An 18,639-nucleotide genomic window follows, 5' to 3' on the forward strand; every position below is an offset into this window, starting at 1 on the left:
TGTTGGTTGTATATAAAAAAGGAATGAGGGGATGTCGCATGTATATTCCAGAGCATTTTACGATGAAAGAAGGAACTGCTGCCTACGATGTCATACAGGAAAACAGTTTTGCCACGCTGTTTTCGATTCATAACGGGATCCCCTTCGCTACCCATTTGCCTCTGCTATTAAATCAGGAGAAAACCTATTTGTACGGTCATTTTGCCCGTTCGAACCCGCAGTGGAGGGATATTCAAAATCAGACAGTCTTAACCGTTTTTCATGGTCCTCATTGCTACATCTCCCCCTCCTGGTATGAGACCAATAAAGCCGTGCCAACGTGGAATTATGTCACGGTTCATGTCTACGGAGAAGTTGAGCTAATTGAAAATGAACAGGAGCTCATGGATTCCTTGCATGATCTGGTAGGAAAGTACGAAGCCCCAGACAGTTCATACAATTTACACGAGTTAGATGCTGAATTTCTCCTTGGCATGAGCAAGGGCATTCAAGGATTCAGAATAAAAATCGATCGAATGGAAGGAAAAGCAAAGATAAGTCAAAACCATTCCTTGCAGAGACAAGAACTCGTTATCAAACAGTTGGAACAGATTCCACACCCAAACGAACAGCAAATTGCCTCCTTGATGAAAGCCAACCTCCAGCAAAAAGGGTAACCTTTTTCACCATACTAAGGAGGAGCCCGAATCAATCATGCCCAAAATTACAACAAGGAGTTGCACGTTATGGAGCTATCAACGATTTGGCTGTTTGTTTTGGCTGCTGCGACATTGTTAATCATCCCTGGACCAGCAGTCTTCTATATCATGGCAAGAAGTATAAATCAGGGAAAAAAAGCGGGCCTGGTATCCGTTCTCGGTGTATCTCTTGGCGGTTCTGTTCATGTTTTAGCTGGAGCGATGGGAGTTTCTGCGATACTGATGACTTCTGCTACAGCCTTTCAGATCGTGAAGTACTTGGGTGCTGCTTATCTGATCTATCTGGGGTGCAAGACTTTATTTTCTAAATCTGCTGAAACGGCTTCAGATATCCCAGAAGCCCCTCGCGAAAAATTAGGTAAGATTTTTTATGAATCAGCGCTCGTAGAAATCATGAATGCGAAGACAGCATTGTTTTTTTTAGCCTTCTTTCCGCAATTTATATCGCCTGCTGCCGGATCAGTCACGTCACAATTTTTGCTTTTAGGAACGATCTTTATTATCCTAGCTTTACTTTGTGATGGTCTGTATGCAGTTCTCGCAGCAAGCATGAGAAAGCGACTCGTAGGCAGGAAAGCGAGCTCGAAGCTGATGAATCGGATAACTGGCTATTTTTATATTATTTTAGGGGTATTCTCCGCCTTCGCGAGCCCCTTGAAAACCTAAGTGACACAAAGGAAAAGGAGAGATAGCTATGCCCAGATTTATCATTGAAGATGATTTTTGGTCGTTATTCCCTCACGCCAAAATAGGCACCGTGATTTGCCAGGGGATTGATAATTCAAAAAGAGACGTTGAGATCTACGAGAAGCTGCTGCAGGAGGCGGAAAAAGAAGCGCATACGTTTTTAAGTATGGATGAATTCAGTAGAAACCCAGTCATTTCCGTATGGCGAGAAGCGTTTCAGAAATTCAAGACTAAGAAAGGGGCAAGGTGTTCCATTGAAGCTTTATTAAAAAGAGTGAAAAATGGCAATCAGATCGGAAACATAAACCCGCTTGTTGACATCTATAATTCCATTTCCTTGCGTTATGGGCTTCCGTGCGGTGGAGAAGATATCGACACTTTTGCTGGTGATATTCGGCTAACGCAGGCAAATGGTACCGAAGCTTTTATCCCCTTGGGAAGTGATGAAAATGCTCCGCCTTATGAAGGTGAAATTGTGTACAAAGATGATGCCGGTGCCATATGCAGATGCTGGAATTGGCGTGAAGCGCAGAGAACAATGCTCACAGAACGTACAAAAAATGCATTCCTCTGTATTGAATTGATAGATGAGACAAGAAGCGATGAGTTTCATATGGCCTTGAAAGAATTGTCTGATCTAGTGTCGCAGCATCTTGGTGGCATTGTGAGGATTGAAGTGCTAGATCGCAATAATAAGGAAATGTCAATCTTTGAGTAAGCAGCTTGAAAAGGCTGTCGCACGAACGAACATCTCCGTTCATGTGACAGCCGATCTTCATTTATCCCAATTCCTCCCAGACCAGGTGGAGAAAGAGCTTTCCCGTGATCAGCATGGCCCGCTCATCTCCGTCAAATCGCGGATGGTGCAAGGGATAGATGGCATCCTGTTCAGGATTTCCCACTCCTACGAAGAAAAAGGCACCCGGGACCTTTTGCAGGTAGGCGGAAAAGTCTTCTCCTGTCATGCTGGGTTCTACCCGTTTGACTTTATCCTCTCCGACAACTTTCATCGCGGCCGCTTCGACGCTTCTGACCTGTTCCGGATGGTTCCAGACTGCATCGTAGCCTTTGTGGAACACCAGTGACCCCACAGCATCGGCTGCCTCGCAAGTCGCTTTTGTGATCTTCGCGATCTGTTCATGCATGAGCTGTCGTACGTCCGGGTTGAAGCAACGAATCGTCCCGGTCAGCTTGCAGGTATCCGGTATGACATTAGAGGCTTGCCCGCTGTGGATGGAAGCCACCGTTAAAACAGCGGGCTCAAGCGGATTGACGTGACGACTGACGATTTGCTGCAGGTTCAAGACCAGTTGGCAGCCGACGACCAGTGTGTCTACGGTCAGATGCGGCTGTGCTCCATGGCCGCCGCGCCCCTTGATTTCGATCTCGAACAAATCCCCAGCTGCCATGGCATATCCTTCTGTCACGGCGACCTCACCTACCGACAACGCCGGCCAGACATGCGCGCCGTAGATGACATCCACCCCGTCCAGGCAGCCATCCTCGATCATCGCTTTTGCCCCTCCGGGTGGTTTTTCCTCACCAAATTGGTGAAGAAAGACGACATTGCCGCGTAGTTTGTCCCTTACTTTGCTTAACACATGGGCTGCGCCCAGCAACGAAGCTGTGTGCAGGTCGTGGCCGCATGCGTGCATGACGCCAGGGATTTTTGACTTGTAAGGCACCTCTTTTTCATCCTGAATCGGCAAAGCATCGAAATCGGCGCGCAAGGCAATGGTACGGCTCTCCTTTTCTGCCGCTCCTCCTCGAAGCAATCCGACCACCCCGCGACCGCCGACGCCCGTCCTTACCTCCAAGCCCAGATTTTCCAGGTAATCAGCCACCTTTTGGGGAGTATTCACCTCCTGGAAGGACAACTCCGGGTGCATATGCAGATCGCGGCGGATCCTCACCATTTCCGGATACAAGGTCTCCAGTTCGCGACACATAGCGGCAAGCATCGTTTTCCTCCCCTCTTTGCATGTCTATTGGACGCCTGTCATGGACCATTTTTCCAGATCGCGGTGGAAACCGAAGACACGGGGTTCTCCATATGCAATCTTTTTCGAAATTCCGACGAAGTCATTGTCTGAGTAGAGAGAGATGAGCGGCACGTCTTCATTCCAGAGCTTTTGCAATTCGCTGTAGATTCCTTTTCGAACATCGGAATTGGCTTCCGCCCTGCCCTTTTTCAACAGCTCTTCCGACTTGGGATTGTCGTATTGCATAAAGTTGTAGGTGCCGCCTACGCCGTAAAGAGACGAGACCTCAGGATCCAACGTCAGCGTAAGTCCCATCAGTACGACTTCAAAATCTCCGGCCTTGGCCTTCGCGAGCACGGTCGGGAAATCGTATTTCGTGACCTTTACGTTGAGACCTGCGGCGATCAGGTTCTGGGTGATAATATCAGCGGACTGCTCACGTACCTTGTTGCCAGTCGGAACCATGAAATGCAGCTCCCGATTGAAGTCCCACCCAGCTTCTTGCAGCAATTGTTTGGCCTTGGCGGTATCAAATGTGTATTTCTTCAGATCTTTATCGAGATAAGGGTTAACCGATGAATAGGGACCGTCTATCACTTCCCCGTAGCCTTTCAGCAGCTTGTCTACCAGCTGCTGGCGGTCGACGGCGTACGCCATTGCCTGACGCACCTTCGGATCGAGTTTTTTCGTGTTGAACATCATGGTTTGGAAACCAATCGTAGGCTCGTCCTTGGCGACAAGATGGTCCATGCCTTTGACCGTATCGTAATCCTGCGGCGGAATTTTGCCGATGCCCCCGCCGACGTTCATGTGAACTTCTCCTGTTTGCAATTGGGCGACCATATTCGCAGACGGCATGATTTTAATAAACATTTTCTCCAGCTCCGGTTTGCCGCGATAGTAATCCGGGTTGGCTTCCAGCTCTACATATTGGTCCTTCTGGTATTTGACAAATTTGAACGGTCCATTGGTAACGGTAGGTTTTTGCATGAAGGGGTCCTGCGACAGGCTCGCCGGGTCCACTTTTTCCAGCACATGCTTCGGCAAAATCATCAGCTTGCAGCCCAGCTGTTCTTTTAACATATTGGGATCGACTGGCGCTTTGGTTTTGAACTCCAACGTCTTGTCGTCGACGACTTTGACCGATGGGATGCTGCTTTCGCCCGCTTTGAGCTTCCCGTTTTCCTCTAGTCCATCCAGCATGGACAGATAGCTGCCTACACTCGTCTCTGTTTTGGGATTGGCGATGAGGTTGAAGGTGAATGCGGCATCGTGAGCCGTGACAGGGGTCCCGTCCGTCCATTTGGCGTCCTTGTTGATTTTGATCGTGTAAGTCTGGTTGTCTGTCGTCTCAAAGGAATCGGCCAATTTGGGCACGAATTTCAGCGGACCTTCCATTTCCAGGAAGGAGTCAAACATAAACTTCTCCGTGAATTGCGAAGCGACGTCCACACTGTTGATCGTATTGAACAAGATCGGCGGATTGGTCATCCCCAGGAACATGGAGCCGCCTGCCGCGCTTGTGGCACCGGCTGGCGCCTGCGCTGTGCCTCCCGCGGTCCCGTTTCCTTGGACCGGAGCCGAACTCCCGCCTCCACCACCGCACGCGGCCAGTGTGAAAAGTGAAGAAATAGCCAAAATGCTTGCTGCTTTCTTGACGATTTTCATCATTTTCCCCCCACATCTATCGTAATAAAAAACGTGTTGCCATCACTCATTACCTCAGACTTTTCGGATCCATCGCATCCCGCAGTCCGTCTCCCATGAAATTAATCGAGAGAACGGCGAGCAAAATCATCAACCCCGGTGGAATCCAGAGCCAAAGCTGTGTCGACAGGACTGTAAGCGATTGGGCTTCTGTCAGCATATTGCCCCAGCTCGCTGTCGGAGGCTGGACACCCATCCCGAGAAAGCTGAGCGAGGCTTCCATGATGATTGCAGAGGCGATGCCAAAGGTGGCGTTGACGAGAATGGGAGCCAGGCAGTTCGGGAGGATGTGCTGGAAGACGATTTTGGGTGTCGAATACCCCAGTGTAATGCCTGCCTTGACGTAATCCATCTCCTTGATCGACAAGACGCTGCCGCGTACAATCCGGGCGATACCGGGCCAGCCGAGCAATCCCAGCACGATGATAATGTTGTACAGACTCGGGCCCATGATGCTGACCAGCACCAAGATGACCATCAAGTAGGGAAAGGCCATGAACACATCTGTCAACCGCATGATGCACATGTCTACCCATTTGCCAAAATAGCCGGCAATCGCCCCCAGGATCGTTCCGATGACGACATAAATCGCAACGGCGCCAATCCCGACAGCTAAAGAGACGCGCGACGCGTAGATCAAGCGGCTCGCGATATCACGACCCACCTGGTCCGTCCCCAGCCAATACTCGGCAGACGGTTCCGCAGCGAAATCCCCTGTGATTTCATACGGATCCCTGGGCGATATCCACGGAGCCAAAATCGCCATCAGCGTAATGATGGTGAAAATCACCAACCCGACAACCGCGAGCCTGTGTTTGAAAAAACGCTTCGTAATCATCCTCAGGTAGCTTTCTTCTTCGCCCAGGCCCAAATCCGGCGGGTGCTGCAGGACGGGCTCCTGTTCCGTTTTCAGATTGGCAAGCGACATCTGCTCCCCCCCTTTTAGCCTTAATTGTATTTAATCCGCGGGTCTGCAACCGAATAGAGGATATCTGCGAGAAGATTGGACAACAGGACTGTGATCGCCGCGATAAAATTGATTGCCATTAGAGTCGGGTAATCGCGCGAGAGGATGGATTGAATCGTGAGTTGTCCCAATCCCGGCCACTGAAAGATCTGTTCGGTCACGACGGCCCCACCGATCAACAGCGGAATATCCATGCCAATGACCGTAATGATCGGAATCAGCGCGTTGCGAAAGGCATGCTTGTTGACGACGAGAAATTCCCGCAGGCCTTTGGAACGGGCTGTACGCAGATAATCTTGTCCCAAAATCTCCAGCATGCTGGAACGCACATATCGAACCATGCTCCCTGCAATCCCCGTAGCCAGAACGAAAGCCGGGAGCAGCAAATGCATGATCGTATCGCCAAAGCCTCCGTCTCCCCCGAGTGTATTCATGCCGCCGGACGGAAGGATTTGCCACTGTACGGCAAACAGATAGATGAGACCAAGTCCCAGGAAGAAATTCGGTATGGAGATGCCCATAAAGGAAAAGCCGGTGGTTAGATAATCAATCCACGAATATTGCCGAGTCGCGCTGATCACGCCGATCGGAATGGCGAAGATGTATGCCAGCAGCAAAGCTGAACCCATCAGCAAAAGCGTCGGCAAGATCCGCGATGCCACCATCTCCCCTACCGGAGCGTAGGTTGAGAAGGAATAGCCGAAATCTCCCTGCAGCAGGTTTTGCAACCATCGCCAATACTGGACGTAGATCGGATCATTCAGACCCAATGCTTCTTTTTTCAACTCGATGTCCGCCTGTGTCGCATCCGGGCTGATAAACATTTCCACAGGGTTGCCCGGTGCCAGATTGACGATAAAGAAACTGAACACGGTCACTCCGAATAGCACCGGGATGGCGATGAGCAAACGCCGTACGATATATGGAAACACGAATAATCGTCCCTCCTTCGATATTAGACAAGTGGAAAATGACACGCTACGGCGTGAGCGGTTTTGGTCAGATCAGGCGCCTGCTCCCGGCAAATCTCTTTGGCAAAGGGGCAACGAGTATGGAATCGGCATCCTTTCGGGGGATTCGCAGGATTGGGGACGTCCCCCTCCATCACGATCCGCTCCCGATTGCGCAGATGCGGATTGGGGATGGGATAGGCGTGCAGCAGAGCTTGCGTATATGGGTGTCTGGGGGATTTGAAGATCTCCTGCGTTTGGGCCAGCTCCACGATTTTGCCCAGGTACATGATGGCGATCCGGTCACTGATGTACTTGACTGCACCCAGACCATGCGCGATGAACAGATACGTGAGCTGAAATTCCTTCTGCAAATCCTTCAACAGATTTAGCACCTGCGCCTGAATCGAGACGTCCAGCGCAGATACGGGTTCATCACAAACGATCAGCTTGGGTTGCAAAATAAGCGCTCTGGCAATGCCGATCCGTTGCCTTTGACCTCCGGAGAATTCATGCGGATAACGGCTTTTATGGTACTTGGTCAAACCGACGATCTCGAGAATTTCGTCTACCTTTTGGGAAACCTCGCTTTTCGGTACGAGCTTATGGGCCAATAGCGGCTCTGCCAGCAAATCGCCGATGCGTTTTCTGGGATTGAGCGATGAGTACGGGTCTTGGAAGATAATCTGCAAATCCGTGCGGGCTTTACGCAATTCTGCACCTTGCAGCGCGGCCATGTCCTGACCTGCAAAGATCACTCTGCCTTCTGTGGGAGGTTCAAGATGGACGATAGCTCGTCCCGTCGTCGATTTTCCGCAGCCCGACTCGCCGACAAGCGCCAGGGTTTCCCCAGGGTAGATGTGAAAATCGATCCCGTCCACTGCTTTCACATGGCCGACAGTGCGTGAGATAATCCCTTTTTTGATGGGATAATATTTTTTGAGCTTTTCGACGACCAAGAGCGGCGTCTGTTTATCGGGGGGTTTACGCATTAAGCAATCACCTCATTTTGACCGTAGCCAGAGACCACTTGCTCCTCTTCCTGGTACAACCAGCATCTGACACGATGGCCGTTGCTGCCCTGAATCGTGAGCAGCGGGGGCTTTTGTGTCACGCATTGTTCCGTGGCGTGCTGGCAGCGTTGATGAAAACGGCAGCCCTTTGGCATCGCGTGCAGGTGGGGAACCGTTCCGGGAATGGAAAAGAGCTTTTGCTGGCTATCGTGTTCGAGATGTGGAATGGATTCCATCAGTCCGACCGTGTACGGATGTTTGGGATCATCGAACAGGGTAAACACATCCGCCTCCTCGACGACTTGTCCTGCATACATGACCAGCACTTTATCTGCCATTTCTGCGATGATACCCAGATCATGCGAAATGATCATGATGGCCGTCTGCGATTCCTGTCTCAGTTTTTTCATCAACTCCAGGATTTGCGCCTGGATCGTCACATCCAGAGCCGTCGTCGGTTCGTCCGCAATCAGCAGCCTTGGCTTGCAGGAGAGAGCCATGGCGATCATGACTCTTTGTCTCATGCCGCCGGACAATTTGTGCGGATATTCGTCGATGATCTGTTCTGCGCGAGGTATGCCAACCTTTTTGAGCATTTCGATGGCATACGCCCGCGCTTCGCTCTTGGACATTTTCATATGTAAGTGAATTAGTTCCAGCATTTGATTGCCGATGCTAAATACCGGATTGAGGGATGTCATCGGCTCTTGAAAAATCATGGAGATTTCATTTCCCCGGATCTCGCGCATTTGAGCTTCCTCCAACTGCGTCAGTTCCCTGCCGTTAAAGGATATGGCTCCCTTTTTGATCAGACCGGTGCGGCCGAGGAGTCTCATGATGGACAAGGAGGTGACACTTTTCCCGCAACCGGATTCACCAACTATTCCAATGGTTTCACCCTGTTTTAATTGAAAGGTGACTTCATCGACGGAAACTACCTCCCCCTTATCTGTGCGAAACGCGACCTGAAGTTTGTCAACTTCCAACAAGTTATTCTCCAAACTCCACACCTCCAATTGTTCCATTGGCTATACACCCAAGCAAAACGAACTATCTCGGTTTCACATATTCTTTTGTTTTATGGGATTGAACAGATTATGCTTATTCAGAGTATACGGATAATTAGTTGCAGAATCAATCTATTTTTCACTCAATTCTGAATTAACTGTTTTCGGTGAAGCGCTTACAATCCTTGTGGCTCTAAGGAGAATTGATTTACAGATAAACCCAGAGAATACATTTTGGTGCATTCTTTTTCATCAAAAAAAGCGCTGAACCGGCAGAAGACTTCTCTGCTTGTGTCAGCACCTTTTTCTATCTGGCCCATCACCAGTCACTTTACATACCGATTGAACCACTCCACCGTATAGTTGAGCCGCAAGACACGCTGACTGGGATCTCCGCTTCGTGACATCTCGTGATTGGCGTCAGGGAAGCGGATAAAGGATACCGGGGCTTTCCCCTGATGCTGCAAGGTGATGAAGAGCTGCTCTGCCTGTTCGATCGGGCAGCGAAAATCCCGCTCTCCGTGCATAATCAGCAGAGGCGTCTTGACCTGTGATGCGAGACGCAGCGGGGAATGATGCCACATTTTTTCGGGGTTGGAAAATGGATCAGCCTGAATCTCTTCTGCCGAAAAATAATAGCCAATATCGCTTACCCCGTAAAAACTCAGCCAATTGCAAATGCTTCTGTCCGTTACTGCAGCCTTGAAACGATCCGTCTGCCCAACGATCCAGTTGGTCATGAAGCCTCCATAACTCCCGCCAGCAACACCCAGACGATTTTCGTCGATATAGTCGAGCTGGCAGAGGACATCCACTCCAGCCATCAGATCATCAAAATCATGACCGCCATAGTCTCCGCAGCAGGCTTGCATGAAGCGTTCGCCATACCCGTGGCTCCCTCGCGGATTGGTGTAGAGCACGACATAGCCTTGGGCGGCAAGCAATTGAAATTCATGAAAAAAGGTTTGCCCGTACATCGAATGCGGTCCGCCATGAATCTGAAGGATGGCCGGGTACTTCTTTCCTTCCACGAAATTTGGCGGCTTCATGATCCAGCCCTGGATCTCCCAGTCTTTCGCACCGGTAAACAGGATTTCCTCCGGCGAGGACAAGGCGATATGCTGAAAAAGCTCTTTGTTCACATCAGTCAGACGAGCTTCTTCCCCTGTTTGCAAATCGAGGCTGAACAAATCTCCCGGGATGAGCGGGTCACTGACGGCAGCTACGAGACAGTCCTGCTCCGCGTGGTAGGAGAATCCGAATACGTTTTGTTCTCCATCCATAATCTGGGAAAAAGTGCCGTCCAGAGTGGCTTTCCAGATCCCCGATCTGCCGCGCTGACTTGACAAAAACAGCAGCCCTTCCCCATCTTTTGTCCACACGCCGCCGTGATCGGGATGGCCAGGCGAACGGACATCTCCAATTGTGACATCGCCAACCTGTACATCCCACTCTGCAGTGAGGCAGGTAATGGTTCCTGTTGCAAGATCCGTCACCCAGATTTTTTTCATAGTGCCGTACAGATGCTTGTCTATCAGACTGCCGACAAAAGACAGCTTCGAACCATCCCGGGAAAAACGCGGCATGCCAAAAGTCCCGTTGCTTTGCGTGATTTTCCTCCATTCTCCCCCGTCTACAGGTACGAGGTAGATGTCGATCTCATGCTGCAGGTCCGGGTTGGACGAACGGTTGGCGCTTATTGCGACCCATTTGCCATCCGGCGACCAGCTTCCCGCCGTATGATCGCCCGCCCCAGTCGTCAATGGTCTGATTTCTCCGGTCTCCACCTGGACGATCGCCAATTGGCGGTTCTTCTCGTACAAAAATCCAAATTCATCTGACTTGTATTTCATCTTGGTGACGCGAATGGCTTTCTCCGCATTTTGCTTGTGAACGTAATCTTCTTGTTCCGCAGCTTCTTCGCGATACCTGTCTCCCGCTTTCATCCAGGAGGAAAACAGAATCTGCTTTCCATCCGGAGACCAGAGTGGAGCAGAAGCCCCGTTCGGACAATCCGTGATCATTTTTGGCACTGGTTGTGACTCATCGATCGCAAGCATCCAGATCTGCGCCTTGCCTGAGCGGTTGGAGACAAAGCAGAGTTTGGACCCATCGGGAGACCAGCGCGGATAGGAATCCCGCACGGGTCCGCAGGTAAGCTCCGTGGTGCGATCTTCTTCCCGGGAATAAAGGATCAAATGACTCTGGTATTGGCGTTCTTCATCAATCCTGTTCAGAACATAGACAACTTTAGAACCATCTGGTGAAAGCTGCGGGTCACTGGTGTAGCGGATTTGGTACAAATCTTCTGCTGTAATGCCCCGTTTGTTGTCAGACATGACTTTCACTCCTTTTTTCATGGGTTGATCGCATCAGGATCATCAGCTATTCAAATACACTTCTTCGTTTAGCAAAGCTGGCGGCCTCTTCCCTTGCAGACCTGCCACCAGATTTTCCGCCGCAAACTGTGCCATGCGAAATCTCGTCTCCTCCGTGGCCGACCCGATATGCGGCAGAGTCACGACATTCGGCATGCCAAGCAGGGGATGATCGTGATCGACGGGTTCCTTAGCAAACACATCCAAGCCTGCCGCCAGGATTTCGCCTTCCCGCAAGGCCTTGACCAAAGCTTTCTCATCGACAGTCGCGCCGCGGGAGCCATTGATAAAGATAGCTGTTTTTTTCATCGCCTGAAATTCCTTTTCCCCGATCAGGTTGGTTGTCTCTTCCGTAAGCGGCACCATCACACAGACAAAATCCGCCTGCCTGCACAGTTCGTCCAGCGTACAGTAAGTGGCCTGGTATCGGCGCTCCACCTCTACATTGCGCGAACGATTATGGTAGAGAATGTTCATGTCAAAACCAAGATGTGCCCGTTTGGCGATAGCAGAACCGATCCGGCCCATTCCGACGATGCCCAAGGTCTTGTGATGGACATCCGTGCCAAACTGGGCGGATGTGAGAGGCGACGTCCAGCGGCCTGACTTTACGAGCTGGTCCATCTCCGGAATCCGTCGCGCTGCCGCCAGGATCAATCCCATCATCGTATCAGCTACCGTATCCGTTAATACGTCTGGTGTATTGGTCGCCATGACATGATGCCGGCTCATGGCTCCCAGATCAAAATTGTCGTAGCCGACTGCGATATTGCTGACGATTTTCAGCTTTGGTGCGCGCTTCAGCAGTTCGTGATCGATTTTCAAACCCGTGCCAATCAGACCCTCCGCTTCGCCCAAGGCTGCATCAAAGGCAGATCGGGCCTCTTCGTTCCACTCTTCCAGGTGCATGACCTCGCATGCTTCCTGCAAGTAGGCCAGGACTTCCGGGTATATTTTTTTATACGCGATTACTTTTGGCTTCATGTTCGCTGCGCCCCGCTTTCTGAAGGAAAATAGAAGAAGGACCAACGATTTGCTTCTTCGTTGGTCCCTCATGGATTCCGTATCGATAGATTAAATTCCTGCCTGCCCTAGATGTGGTTGGTGTAGAAATAGTTCAAGAAGTAGGCTGCACTGATCGCAGCGCCGACGATAAAGACGACCCCGCTTTTTTTGCGTTGTTGGGCAAAGCGCAGAATGCTGAAGCAAAACAGCACGCCGGTTACCATAAAATAGGCTACGGCAACCCAGAAAAAGTCCCACGGCAAACTGGCAAAATCGACATTACCCAATAAGAACACCGTCCCTTGTCTTCCATCCTGGCAACACGATGGTTTGTATCTTATCCTCCATTATACCAAGAGAATACCAAAGATATCATCATCCTTCCAAACCGTAACAGAAGTGTCAAAGTTTTGACTCGGCATGCTCTTGCCAAACCTGTGCAGCAGACTTGTGCCAAGCCACGCCTACTGGAAGGGCTTTCTCTACCTTCTTGCGCAACCCTTCATCTGCTTGCAGTTCTGGACTGAGCAACGTAATAATCCCGCTGTCTTCCCGTGTGCGGATTAGCCGGCCGATGCCTTGGCGCAAGCGCAAAAGCATGTACGGCATGTCTACCTCATTGAAAGCATTGCCGGCAGCCGCCTTGCGCTTCGCCGCGAACACGGGATCATTCGGCGGGAATGGCAAGGACCAGATGACGACATGAGAAAGGGAAGGCCCAGGCACGTCCAATCCCTCCCATAGGGAAACGGCGCATAAATTGCTGTGTTCATCATGCTGGAATTGGGAGATCAAGTGACTGATTTCCTGATCCCCTTCAAACAGGAAACGCTGCTGATTGCTGGTCTCGCTCCTGCTCTGCAGGCTTTGCTTGAAGGCATGCATCTCCTCCAAGGAGGGAAACAGCAGCAAGGACCTCCCCTGTGTTTTCTCCAGCATTTCCAGCGTCACGTCTACCTTTTCCGCAAACGCATCAGATGACGTGAAATCAGGGGCCAACACCTTCATCCGATTCTCGTAATCATAGGGAGATGCTACGGAAAAAGAGAGATATTCATCGATCCCCAGGCTGTCTGCGAGATAGAAGAAAGAGCCATCCGCAGACAAGGTGGCAGACGAGAAGACGACCGGCATTTTTTGCGAGAAGACGAACTCCTTCAGAACCTCCTGCACTTTTCGCGGCATTACCACGAGACTCGTCCCAGTCGCATCTTCTGTCACCCAGGTAATGACTTTCGAAGGGTCTTCGAACAATTGCAGCGCGATCTGAATCATCTCCAAATGCTCGCTGACGATATTCAGTTGGAATTCATCCAATGTGTACAGACCGCCCTCTAATACCAGTTCTTCTTGTATGGAATCGATCAGACTCGAAAACGCTTGAATCTGCGCAAGCAATCCAGGATGGAGCGTGATTTCCCTGCGCTCAGAACCGGGAACCGGTTTGCTCTCCTGCTTGAGCATGGCAAATAAATTGTCGCTTTGCATGATCGCATCCTCTACTGCGTACGCCAAAGACTCTCGAATCTCGCCTTTTAGCAGGCGGGTGATCACTTCTTCAAATACGTTGTGGTTTAGTTTATAGGTCAAAGCCTTCTGCGCTGCCGTCTCGAGCAGATGCCCCTCGTCAAAAATGACAGAGCTGTGACTTGGGAGCAATGGCAAATGTCCTCCCCGTTTTCTCCCCTCGTAGGTCCAGACATGCTCCATGTAGAAGTCATGCGAACAGATGATGAGATCAGCCGATTTGCGATAGAAATCCCGAGAGAGCGTCTGCCCGCAGCGATGCTGCTTGTCACAGGAGAAGCAATCCTGGAAAACATCCCAGTTGGCCACATTCCATTGTTCGTCGTCCAGTGCAGGGTATTGACTGCGATCCCCATAGGGGGAAAATGCTTGCAAGGCTTCGTAGTTATGAACAAACGGAGGCAATTCCTGATAGATTTCCTGATACAGCTCCCCGTCTTCTTCCCGCAAACGGGCTTGATCCAGCTTTTGCAGACAAAGGTACTGGTTGGGTGACTTACCCAGACGCGCATCAATCTTCATATTCAGGTGCCGGGCCAATTTGGCGATGTCCCCCTCCGGCTTGACCAGTTGTTCGATCAATGATTCATTCGCACAGGCGATGATTGCCGGCTTGCGCGTATAGCGGGCATAGCAGATTGCGTACAGCAGGTAGGCCAGCGTCTTCCCAGTACCGACTCCTGCTTCTGCAAAAATCGTCTGCTTTTCTAAAAAGGCCCGTTCGAGTTGAAAAGCCATGTAGATCTGTTCATCCCGCACCTCAAATCCTGCTTCGGGCAATACTTCATAAAAGACATCGGCAATCCAGTCACTGACTTGCGGGATAAACGGTTGTGTCGGATCGTATGAAAAGGGGTAGCGTTCCACGTATGTTCTGCCTCCATTGTACTCAGCTCAAAATGTAATAATCGCATGTTCGTCCTCTGAACACAATATCTCTTCGCTTAAAAGACGCAAGAAAATGTCCGAAAGAAGAAAAAGTGGTACACTAGTTTTCGTCATCTACCAAAGACAGGAGCGATTGTTGCGATGGAAAAAGTGATGTTTATTGAAATTGGCATGGGGATCGACCTGCACGGTCAAAACGTGACGAAAGCCGCAGTGCGTGCGGTGCAAAACGCGATCCATCACAATTCCATGCCCGGTTTGCGATCTGTTCTGCCTGGCAACGATATTCACAACATGAAGGTGCATGTTCGCTTGGCTGTGCCGGCAGACAAGGAAAAGCTGGATTTGGCTGTGGTACGTGAGGAGCTGCCTTATGGAGCGGTCAGCTTTGAAATCGTCGACGGCGGAATGTTGACCTCCAGCGGTGTCGTGATTGCCGAAAAAGAGGATAAAAATGATTTGGCTTATGTCGTCATCGCTTCGGTGGAAGTAGGCTATTAGTCAATCGGTAGAAACAAGAAAGAGAGTGCTTCCCGACTCGCATGCGAACGGATGCAGCACTCTCTTGTTTTTGCTATGGTCTAAAAGGCTTGTTCCAGCTCATCTACAAGCTGCCCAACATACCTTACCGCCTCGCGAATCGGGTCTGGCTGGGACATGTCTACACCTGCCATTTTCATCAGCTCGAGCGGCGACAAGGATCCGCCCGCCTTCAAAACCTCCAGCCAGCGTTGGACGGCTGCCTCCCCCTCCTGTCTGATTTGCCCGGCCATGGCCGTAGAGGCAGTAAGTCCTGCCGCATACGTGTACGGATAGAGCCCCATATAATAATGCGGCTGACGCATCCAGGTCAAACTCGCGCCTTCATCCAACTCGACCGCGTCGCCCCAGAAATCGGAAAGCACCCGTCCCTTCCATTCGCTAAGTTGTTTCGCTGTGATTGGCAGATCAGCCTCTGCCGCTTCATAGACCTTCTTTTGCAATTGTCCTTCCAGCAGATGGGTGACGAAATTGTGATAGTACGTATTCAGAAGCTGCAGGTTGACCCAGCGTTTGAGACGGGTGTCATCGGACTGTTCGCGGATATGCTGGGCAAGCAGCAGTTCATTTAGCGTCGACGGGGCCTCAATGAAATAGAGGGACGGCCGATAGTTGGCGTAGCGCTGGTATTTTCCCGCCAGCATGAAATGTCCGGCATGCCCCAGTTCGTGGGCAAGCGTGAAGGCACTTCGCATGTTGTCCGCCCAAGTAATCAGAATGAACGAATGTGCTCCGTATGGACTGGAACAAAACGCTCCCGTAGATTTTCCGACATTGTCTACATAATCGATCCATCGGTTATCCAACGCCTGTTTCATGATCGCGGTATATTCCTCGCCCATGATTTCAAGGGCGGCGAGAATGGTCTTGCCAGCTTCTTGCGTAGTTACCTTCGGACTGAACTCGGGATCGAGCGGCACTTTCAAATCACAGACAAGGAGCTTTTCCAATCCTAGGACTTTCGCCTTCAAGCGAGCATAGCGACGCATATGCGGCGCCAACTCGGTCCCGATGATGTCGAGAATATTGTGGTACATCTCCATGCTTACCTTCTGCGTGTCCAACAGCATATGTGTGACGGACTCATAACCGCGCAGACGGGAAAGTACGGTCTGTTTTTTCACCTCTGTGGCGTACGCAGCGGCGAAGGTGTGCTGATACGCTTGCAACGTCTTGGTAAAAGATTCGTAGGCAGCATGCCGAAGCTGATAGTCCGATGACATCTCATAGTCGCTTTCAAACAAGGCAAACGATACCGGTCTCATCACCCCAGCCGAGTCTGCGACGGAGTCAAAGCGCATGTCGGAAAGCTTGCTGCGATTGTAGATCAGATAAGGAGCGGAAAATACCTCTCCCAAAGCTGCTAGAGCGGATTCGGTCTCTGCTGACAACCGGTAGGGCTTTGTCGCATACAGATCCAGCAGTTTTTTACGGAATGGCAAAAGTCCCGGCTCTTCGTCCAAGAATCGCTCCAAGCTGCCATCGGGAAGGTCCAGAATTTCAGAACGGATAAAAGAGAGCGAGGACTGGATCTGCGAAGCGATGTCCCCTACCTGTGCCGACCTGGACTGATTGGCCGGGTTCGTCCCGTCTTCTGACAGACGCAGACTCGCATAAGTGTGGAGTTGGATAAGCTGCACTGCCAGCGCATCCTCAGCTTCGAGACATGCGAGCAGCTTGTCCGCGTTGTTCAATTCCCCCTTGTAACGAGTTACGGCAGGCAGCAATTCTTGTAATTCGCGCAGCTTACTCTCCCATTCTTCCTGCGAGGCAAATAGATCATCCAGGTTCCAAGTCTGTTCGGTGGGCACTTGTTCACGCGTCAATCTCATCTGGGATTTCCTCCTCTTTTCGACTATGAAAAGATGTATTGGATACTTTTTAGCTATTTCCTGTTCCTCGCATTTCTGAATATTTGTGAAAAAGAATGAATTCTCTTGGTTCAAAGCGTAAACCCAAGCAGTTTTTGGTATAATATGGGTGTCTCTAGGATGAATGAAGATGGGAGTCGATAAGATGACATTTGAAAACTTGCTGGATCGCTATGCCGAGCTGGCAGTTCGAGTCGGAGTAAACGTACAAAACATGCAAACACTCGTCGTCGCAGGGCCTGTCCAATCAGCCCCTTTCATTCGCAAAGTGGTTCGCAAAGCATACGAGGCAGGAGCCAAGCATGTCTATATCGATTGGAACGACGACGAATTGACCCGCATGAAATACGAGTTGGCACCGGAAGAAGCTTTTGAAGAATTTCCGCTATGGAAAGCAAAGGGCTGGGAAGAGTTGGCTGAGCAAGGAGCCGCATTTTTGTACCTTTCCTCTTCCAACCCGGATCTTTTGCAGGGAATCGATCAGGAACGTATCGTCAAGGCAAGCAAAGCGTCTGGTCAAGCGCTGCAGCGTTTTCGCAGCTATACCATGGCCGATAAGGTAAGCTGGAGTGTCATCGCTATTCCCTCTCCTGCATGGGCTAACCTGGTTTTTCCCGAGCTTCCTGAAGATGAGCGTGAACAAGCACTGTGGGAAGCCATTTTTGCAGCGACACGCATCCATGAACCTGACCCCGTCCAAGCCTGGAAAGAGCATCATCAAGAATTGAACCGCAAAGTGGAACACCTGAACGAAAAACAGTACAAAGCCCTGCACTACGAAGCACCCGGAACCCGATTGACCATTGAATTGCCCGCGAATCACATCTGGATCGGCGGAGGCAGCGTGAATCAGGACGGGGTATCCTTCATGGCCAATATGCCGACAGAAGAAGTCTTTACGGCTCCGAAACGCGATGGAGTAAATGGCGTTGTGCAAAGCACCAAGCCTTTGAGTTACCAAGGCACCCTGATTGAGGATTTCCAGCTTACCTTTGAAAAAGGGCGAATTGTACAGGTCACTGCCAAGAAGGGAGAAGACTCTCTTAAACGGCTGATAGAAACGGATGAGGGATCTTGTTACTTGGGTGAAGTGGCCTTGGTCCCCCATCTCTCGCCCATTTCCCAATCAAACATTATTTTCTTCAACACCTTATTCGATGAAAACGCCTCGAATCATCTGGCGATTGGCAAAGCTTATCCGACCAACCTTCAAGACGGAAGCGGGATGAGCGACGATGAACTGCAGCAACACGGATTAAATACCAGCATGGTCCACGTCGATTTCATGATCGGATCGGATAAAATGAACATCGATGGCGAGACCAGGCAAGGAGAACGCGAGCCTATCTTCCGCAATGGCAATTGGGCTTTTTAACGAGAGTTGCTCTGTATCGAGCGGCATGAAATAGAAGGAGGGGG

At 50.6% G+C, this 18,639-nt stretch carries 16 protein-coding genes; 5 read left to right on the forward strand and 11 right to left on the reverse strand.

Features of this window, described 5'->3' with window-relative positions; translation table 11 throughout:
- Nucleotides 1-38 precede the first annotated feature (38 nt).
- The 3 genes from T458_RS30530 to T458_RS30540 all read left to right on the forward strand — a co-directional run bounded on the left by T458_RS30530 (nucleotide 39) and on the right by T458_RS30540 (nucleotide 2,103).
- Nucleotides 39-656: an FMN-binding negative transcriptional regulator gene (locus T458_RS30530; RefSeq protein ID WP_023554275.1), complete on the forward strand. Its 618-nt coding sequence runs from the start codon at nucleotides 39-41 to the stop codon at nucleotides 654-656.
- 69 nt (nucleotides 657-725) lie between these two features.
- Complete coding sequence (locus T458_RS30535) at nucleotides 726-1,364, forward strand: LysE family translocator (RefSeq protein ID WP_023554276.1); 639 nt, start codon at nucleotides 726-728, stop codon at nucleotides 1,362-1,364.
- 28 nt (nucleotides 1,365-1,392) lie between these two features.
- Entirely contained in the window at nucleotides 1,393-2,103 is a 711-nt protein-coding gene (locus tag T458_RS30540; RefSeq protein ID WP_023554277.1) for a B3/B4 domain-containing protein, read from the forward strand.
- Between the two features lie 61 nt (nucleotides 2,104-2,164).
- Here the strand turns inward: T458_RS30540 and T458_RS30545 are convergent, their stop codons facing one another.
- The 10 genes from T458_RS30545 to T458_RS30590 all read right to left on the reverse strand — a co-directional run bounded on the left by T458_RS30545 (nucleotide 2,165) and on the right by T458_RS30590 (nucleotide 14,788).
- A complete protein-coding gene (locus T458_RS30545; RefSeq protein WP_023554278.1) occupies nucleotides 2,165-3,346 on the reverse strand; it encodes a M20 metallopeptidase family protein in 1,182 nt (393 codons plus the stop codon).
- 24 nt (nucleotides 3,347-3,370) lie between these two features.
- Nucleotides 3,371-5,035, reverse strand: coding sequence for an ABC transporter substrate-binding protein (locus T458_RS30550; RefSeq protein WP_023554279.1), 1,665 nt, complete (start codon nucleotides 5,033-5,035; stop codon nucleotides 3,371-3,373).
- 49 nt (nucleotides 5,036-5,084) lie between these two features.
- Complete coding sequence (gene opp4C, locus T458_RS30555) at nucleotides 5,085-6,002, reverse strand: oligopeptide ABC transporter permease (RefSeq protein ID WP_023554280.1); 918 nt, start codon at nucleotides 6,000-6,002, stop codon at nucleotides 5,085-5,087.
- Nucleotides 6,003-6,022: 20 nt separating this feature from the next.
- Nucleotides 6,023-6,973: an ABC transporter permease gene (locus tag T458_RS30560; protein ID WP_023554281.1), complete on the reverse strand. Its 951-nt coding sequence runs from the start codon at nucleotides 6,971-6,973 to the stop codon at nucleotides 6,023-6,025.
- 23 nt (nucleotides 6,974-6,996) lie between these two features.
- Nucleotides 6,997-7,983: an ABC transporter ATP-binding protein gene (locus tag T458_RS30565; protein ID WP_023554282.1), complete on the reverse strand. Its 987-nt coding sequence runs from the start codon at nucleotides 7,981-7,983 to the stop codon at nucleotides 6,997-6,999.
- Nucleotides 7,983-9,029, reverse strand: a complete 1,047-nt coding sequence (locus tag T458_RS30570) for an ABC transporter ATP-binding protein (RefSeq protein WP_051410009.1) — start codon at nucleotides 9,027-9,029, stop codon at nucleotides 7,983-7,985. Before T458_RS30570 ends, T458_RS30565 begins: the two co-directional genes overlap by 1 nt.
- A 308-nt stretch (nucleotides 9,030-9,337) precedes the next feature.
- On the reverse strand, nucleotides 9,338-11,350 hold the full coding sequence (locus T458_RS30575; protein ID WP_023554284.1) for a S9 family peptidase: 2,013 nt from the start codon (nucleotides 11,348-11,350) through the stop codon (nucleotides 9,338-9,340).
- Between the two features lie 42 nt (nucleotides 11,351-11,392).
- Nucleotides 11,393-12,373 carry a 2-hydroxyacid dehydrogenase gene (locus tag T458_RS30580; protein WP_031305308.1) on the reverse strand — a complete coding sequence of 327 codons (981 nt, stop codon included), beginning with the start codon at nucleotides 12,371-12,373 and terminating at the stop codon, nucleotides 11,393-11,395.
- A gap of 107 nt (nucleotides 12,374-12,480) precedes the next feature.
- Nucleotides 12,481-12,690 (reverse strand): hypothetical protein, encoded by a 210-nt coding sequence (locus T458_RS30585; protein WP_023554286.1) that lies wholly within the window; start codon nucleotides 12,688-12,690, stop codon nucleotides 12,481-12,483.
- A 106-nt stretch (nucleotides 12,691-12,796) separates the two neighbouring features.
- Nucleotides 12,797-14,788, reverse strand: a complete 1,992-nt coding sequence (locus T458_RS30590) for an ATP-dependent DNA helicase (protein ID WP_023554287.1) — start codon at nucleotides 14,786-14,788, stop codon at nucleotides 12,797-12,799.
- Between the two features lie 162 nt (nucleotides 14,789-14,950).
- Here T458_RS30590 and T458_RS30595 point away from each other — a divergent pair, with 162 nt between their 5' ends.
- Complete coding sequence (locus T458_RS30595; RefSeq protein ID WP_023554288.1) at nucleotides 14,951-15,310, forward strand: Lin0512 family protein; 360 nt, start codon at nucleotides 14,951-14,953, stop codon at nucleotides 15,308-15,310.
- A gap of 80 nt (nucleotides 15,311-15,390) precedes the next feature.
- Here T458_RS30595 and pepF read toward each other — a convergent pair whose 3' ends face one another.
- A complete protein-coding gene (gene pepF, locus T458_RS30600; protein WP_023554289.1) occupies nucleotides 15,391-17,181 on the reverse strand; it encodes an oligoendopeptidase F in 1,791 nt (596 codons plus the stop codon).
- A 184-nt stretch (nucleotides 17,182-17,365) separates the two neighbouring features.
- Between pepF and T458_RS30605 the strand changes: the two genes are divergently transcribed.
- Complete coding sequence (locus T458_RS30605) at nucleotides 17,366-18,595, forward strand: aminopeptidase (protein WP_031305312.1); 1,230 nt, start codon at nucleotides 17,366-17,368, stop codon at nucleotides 18,593-18,595.
- Nucleotides 18,596-18,639: the final 44 nt, after the last annotated feature.

The organism is Brevibacillus panacihumi W25 (genome assembly GCF_000503775.1).
GTDB classification, from domain to species: Bacteria; Bacillota; Bacilli; order Brevibacillales; family Brevibacillaceae; genus Brevibacillus; species Brevibacillus panacihumi_A.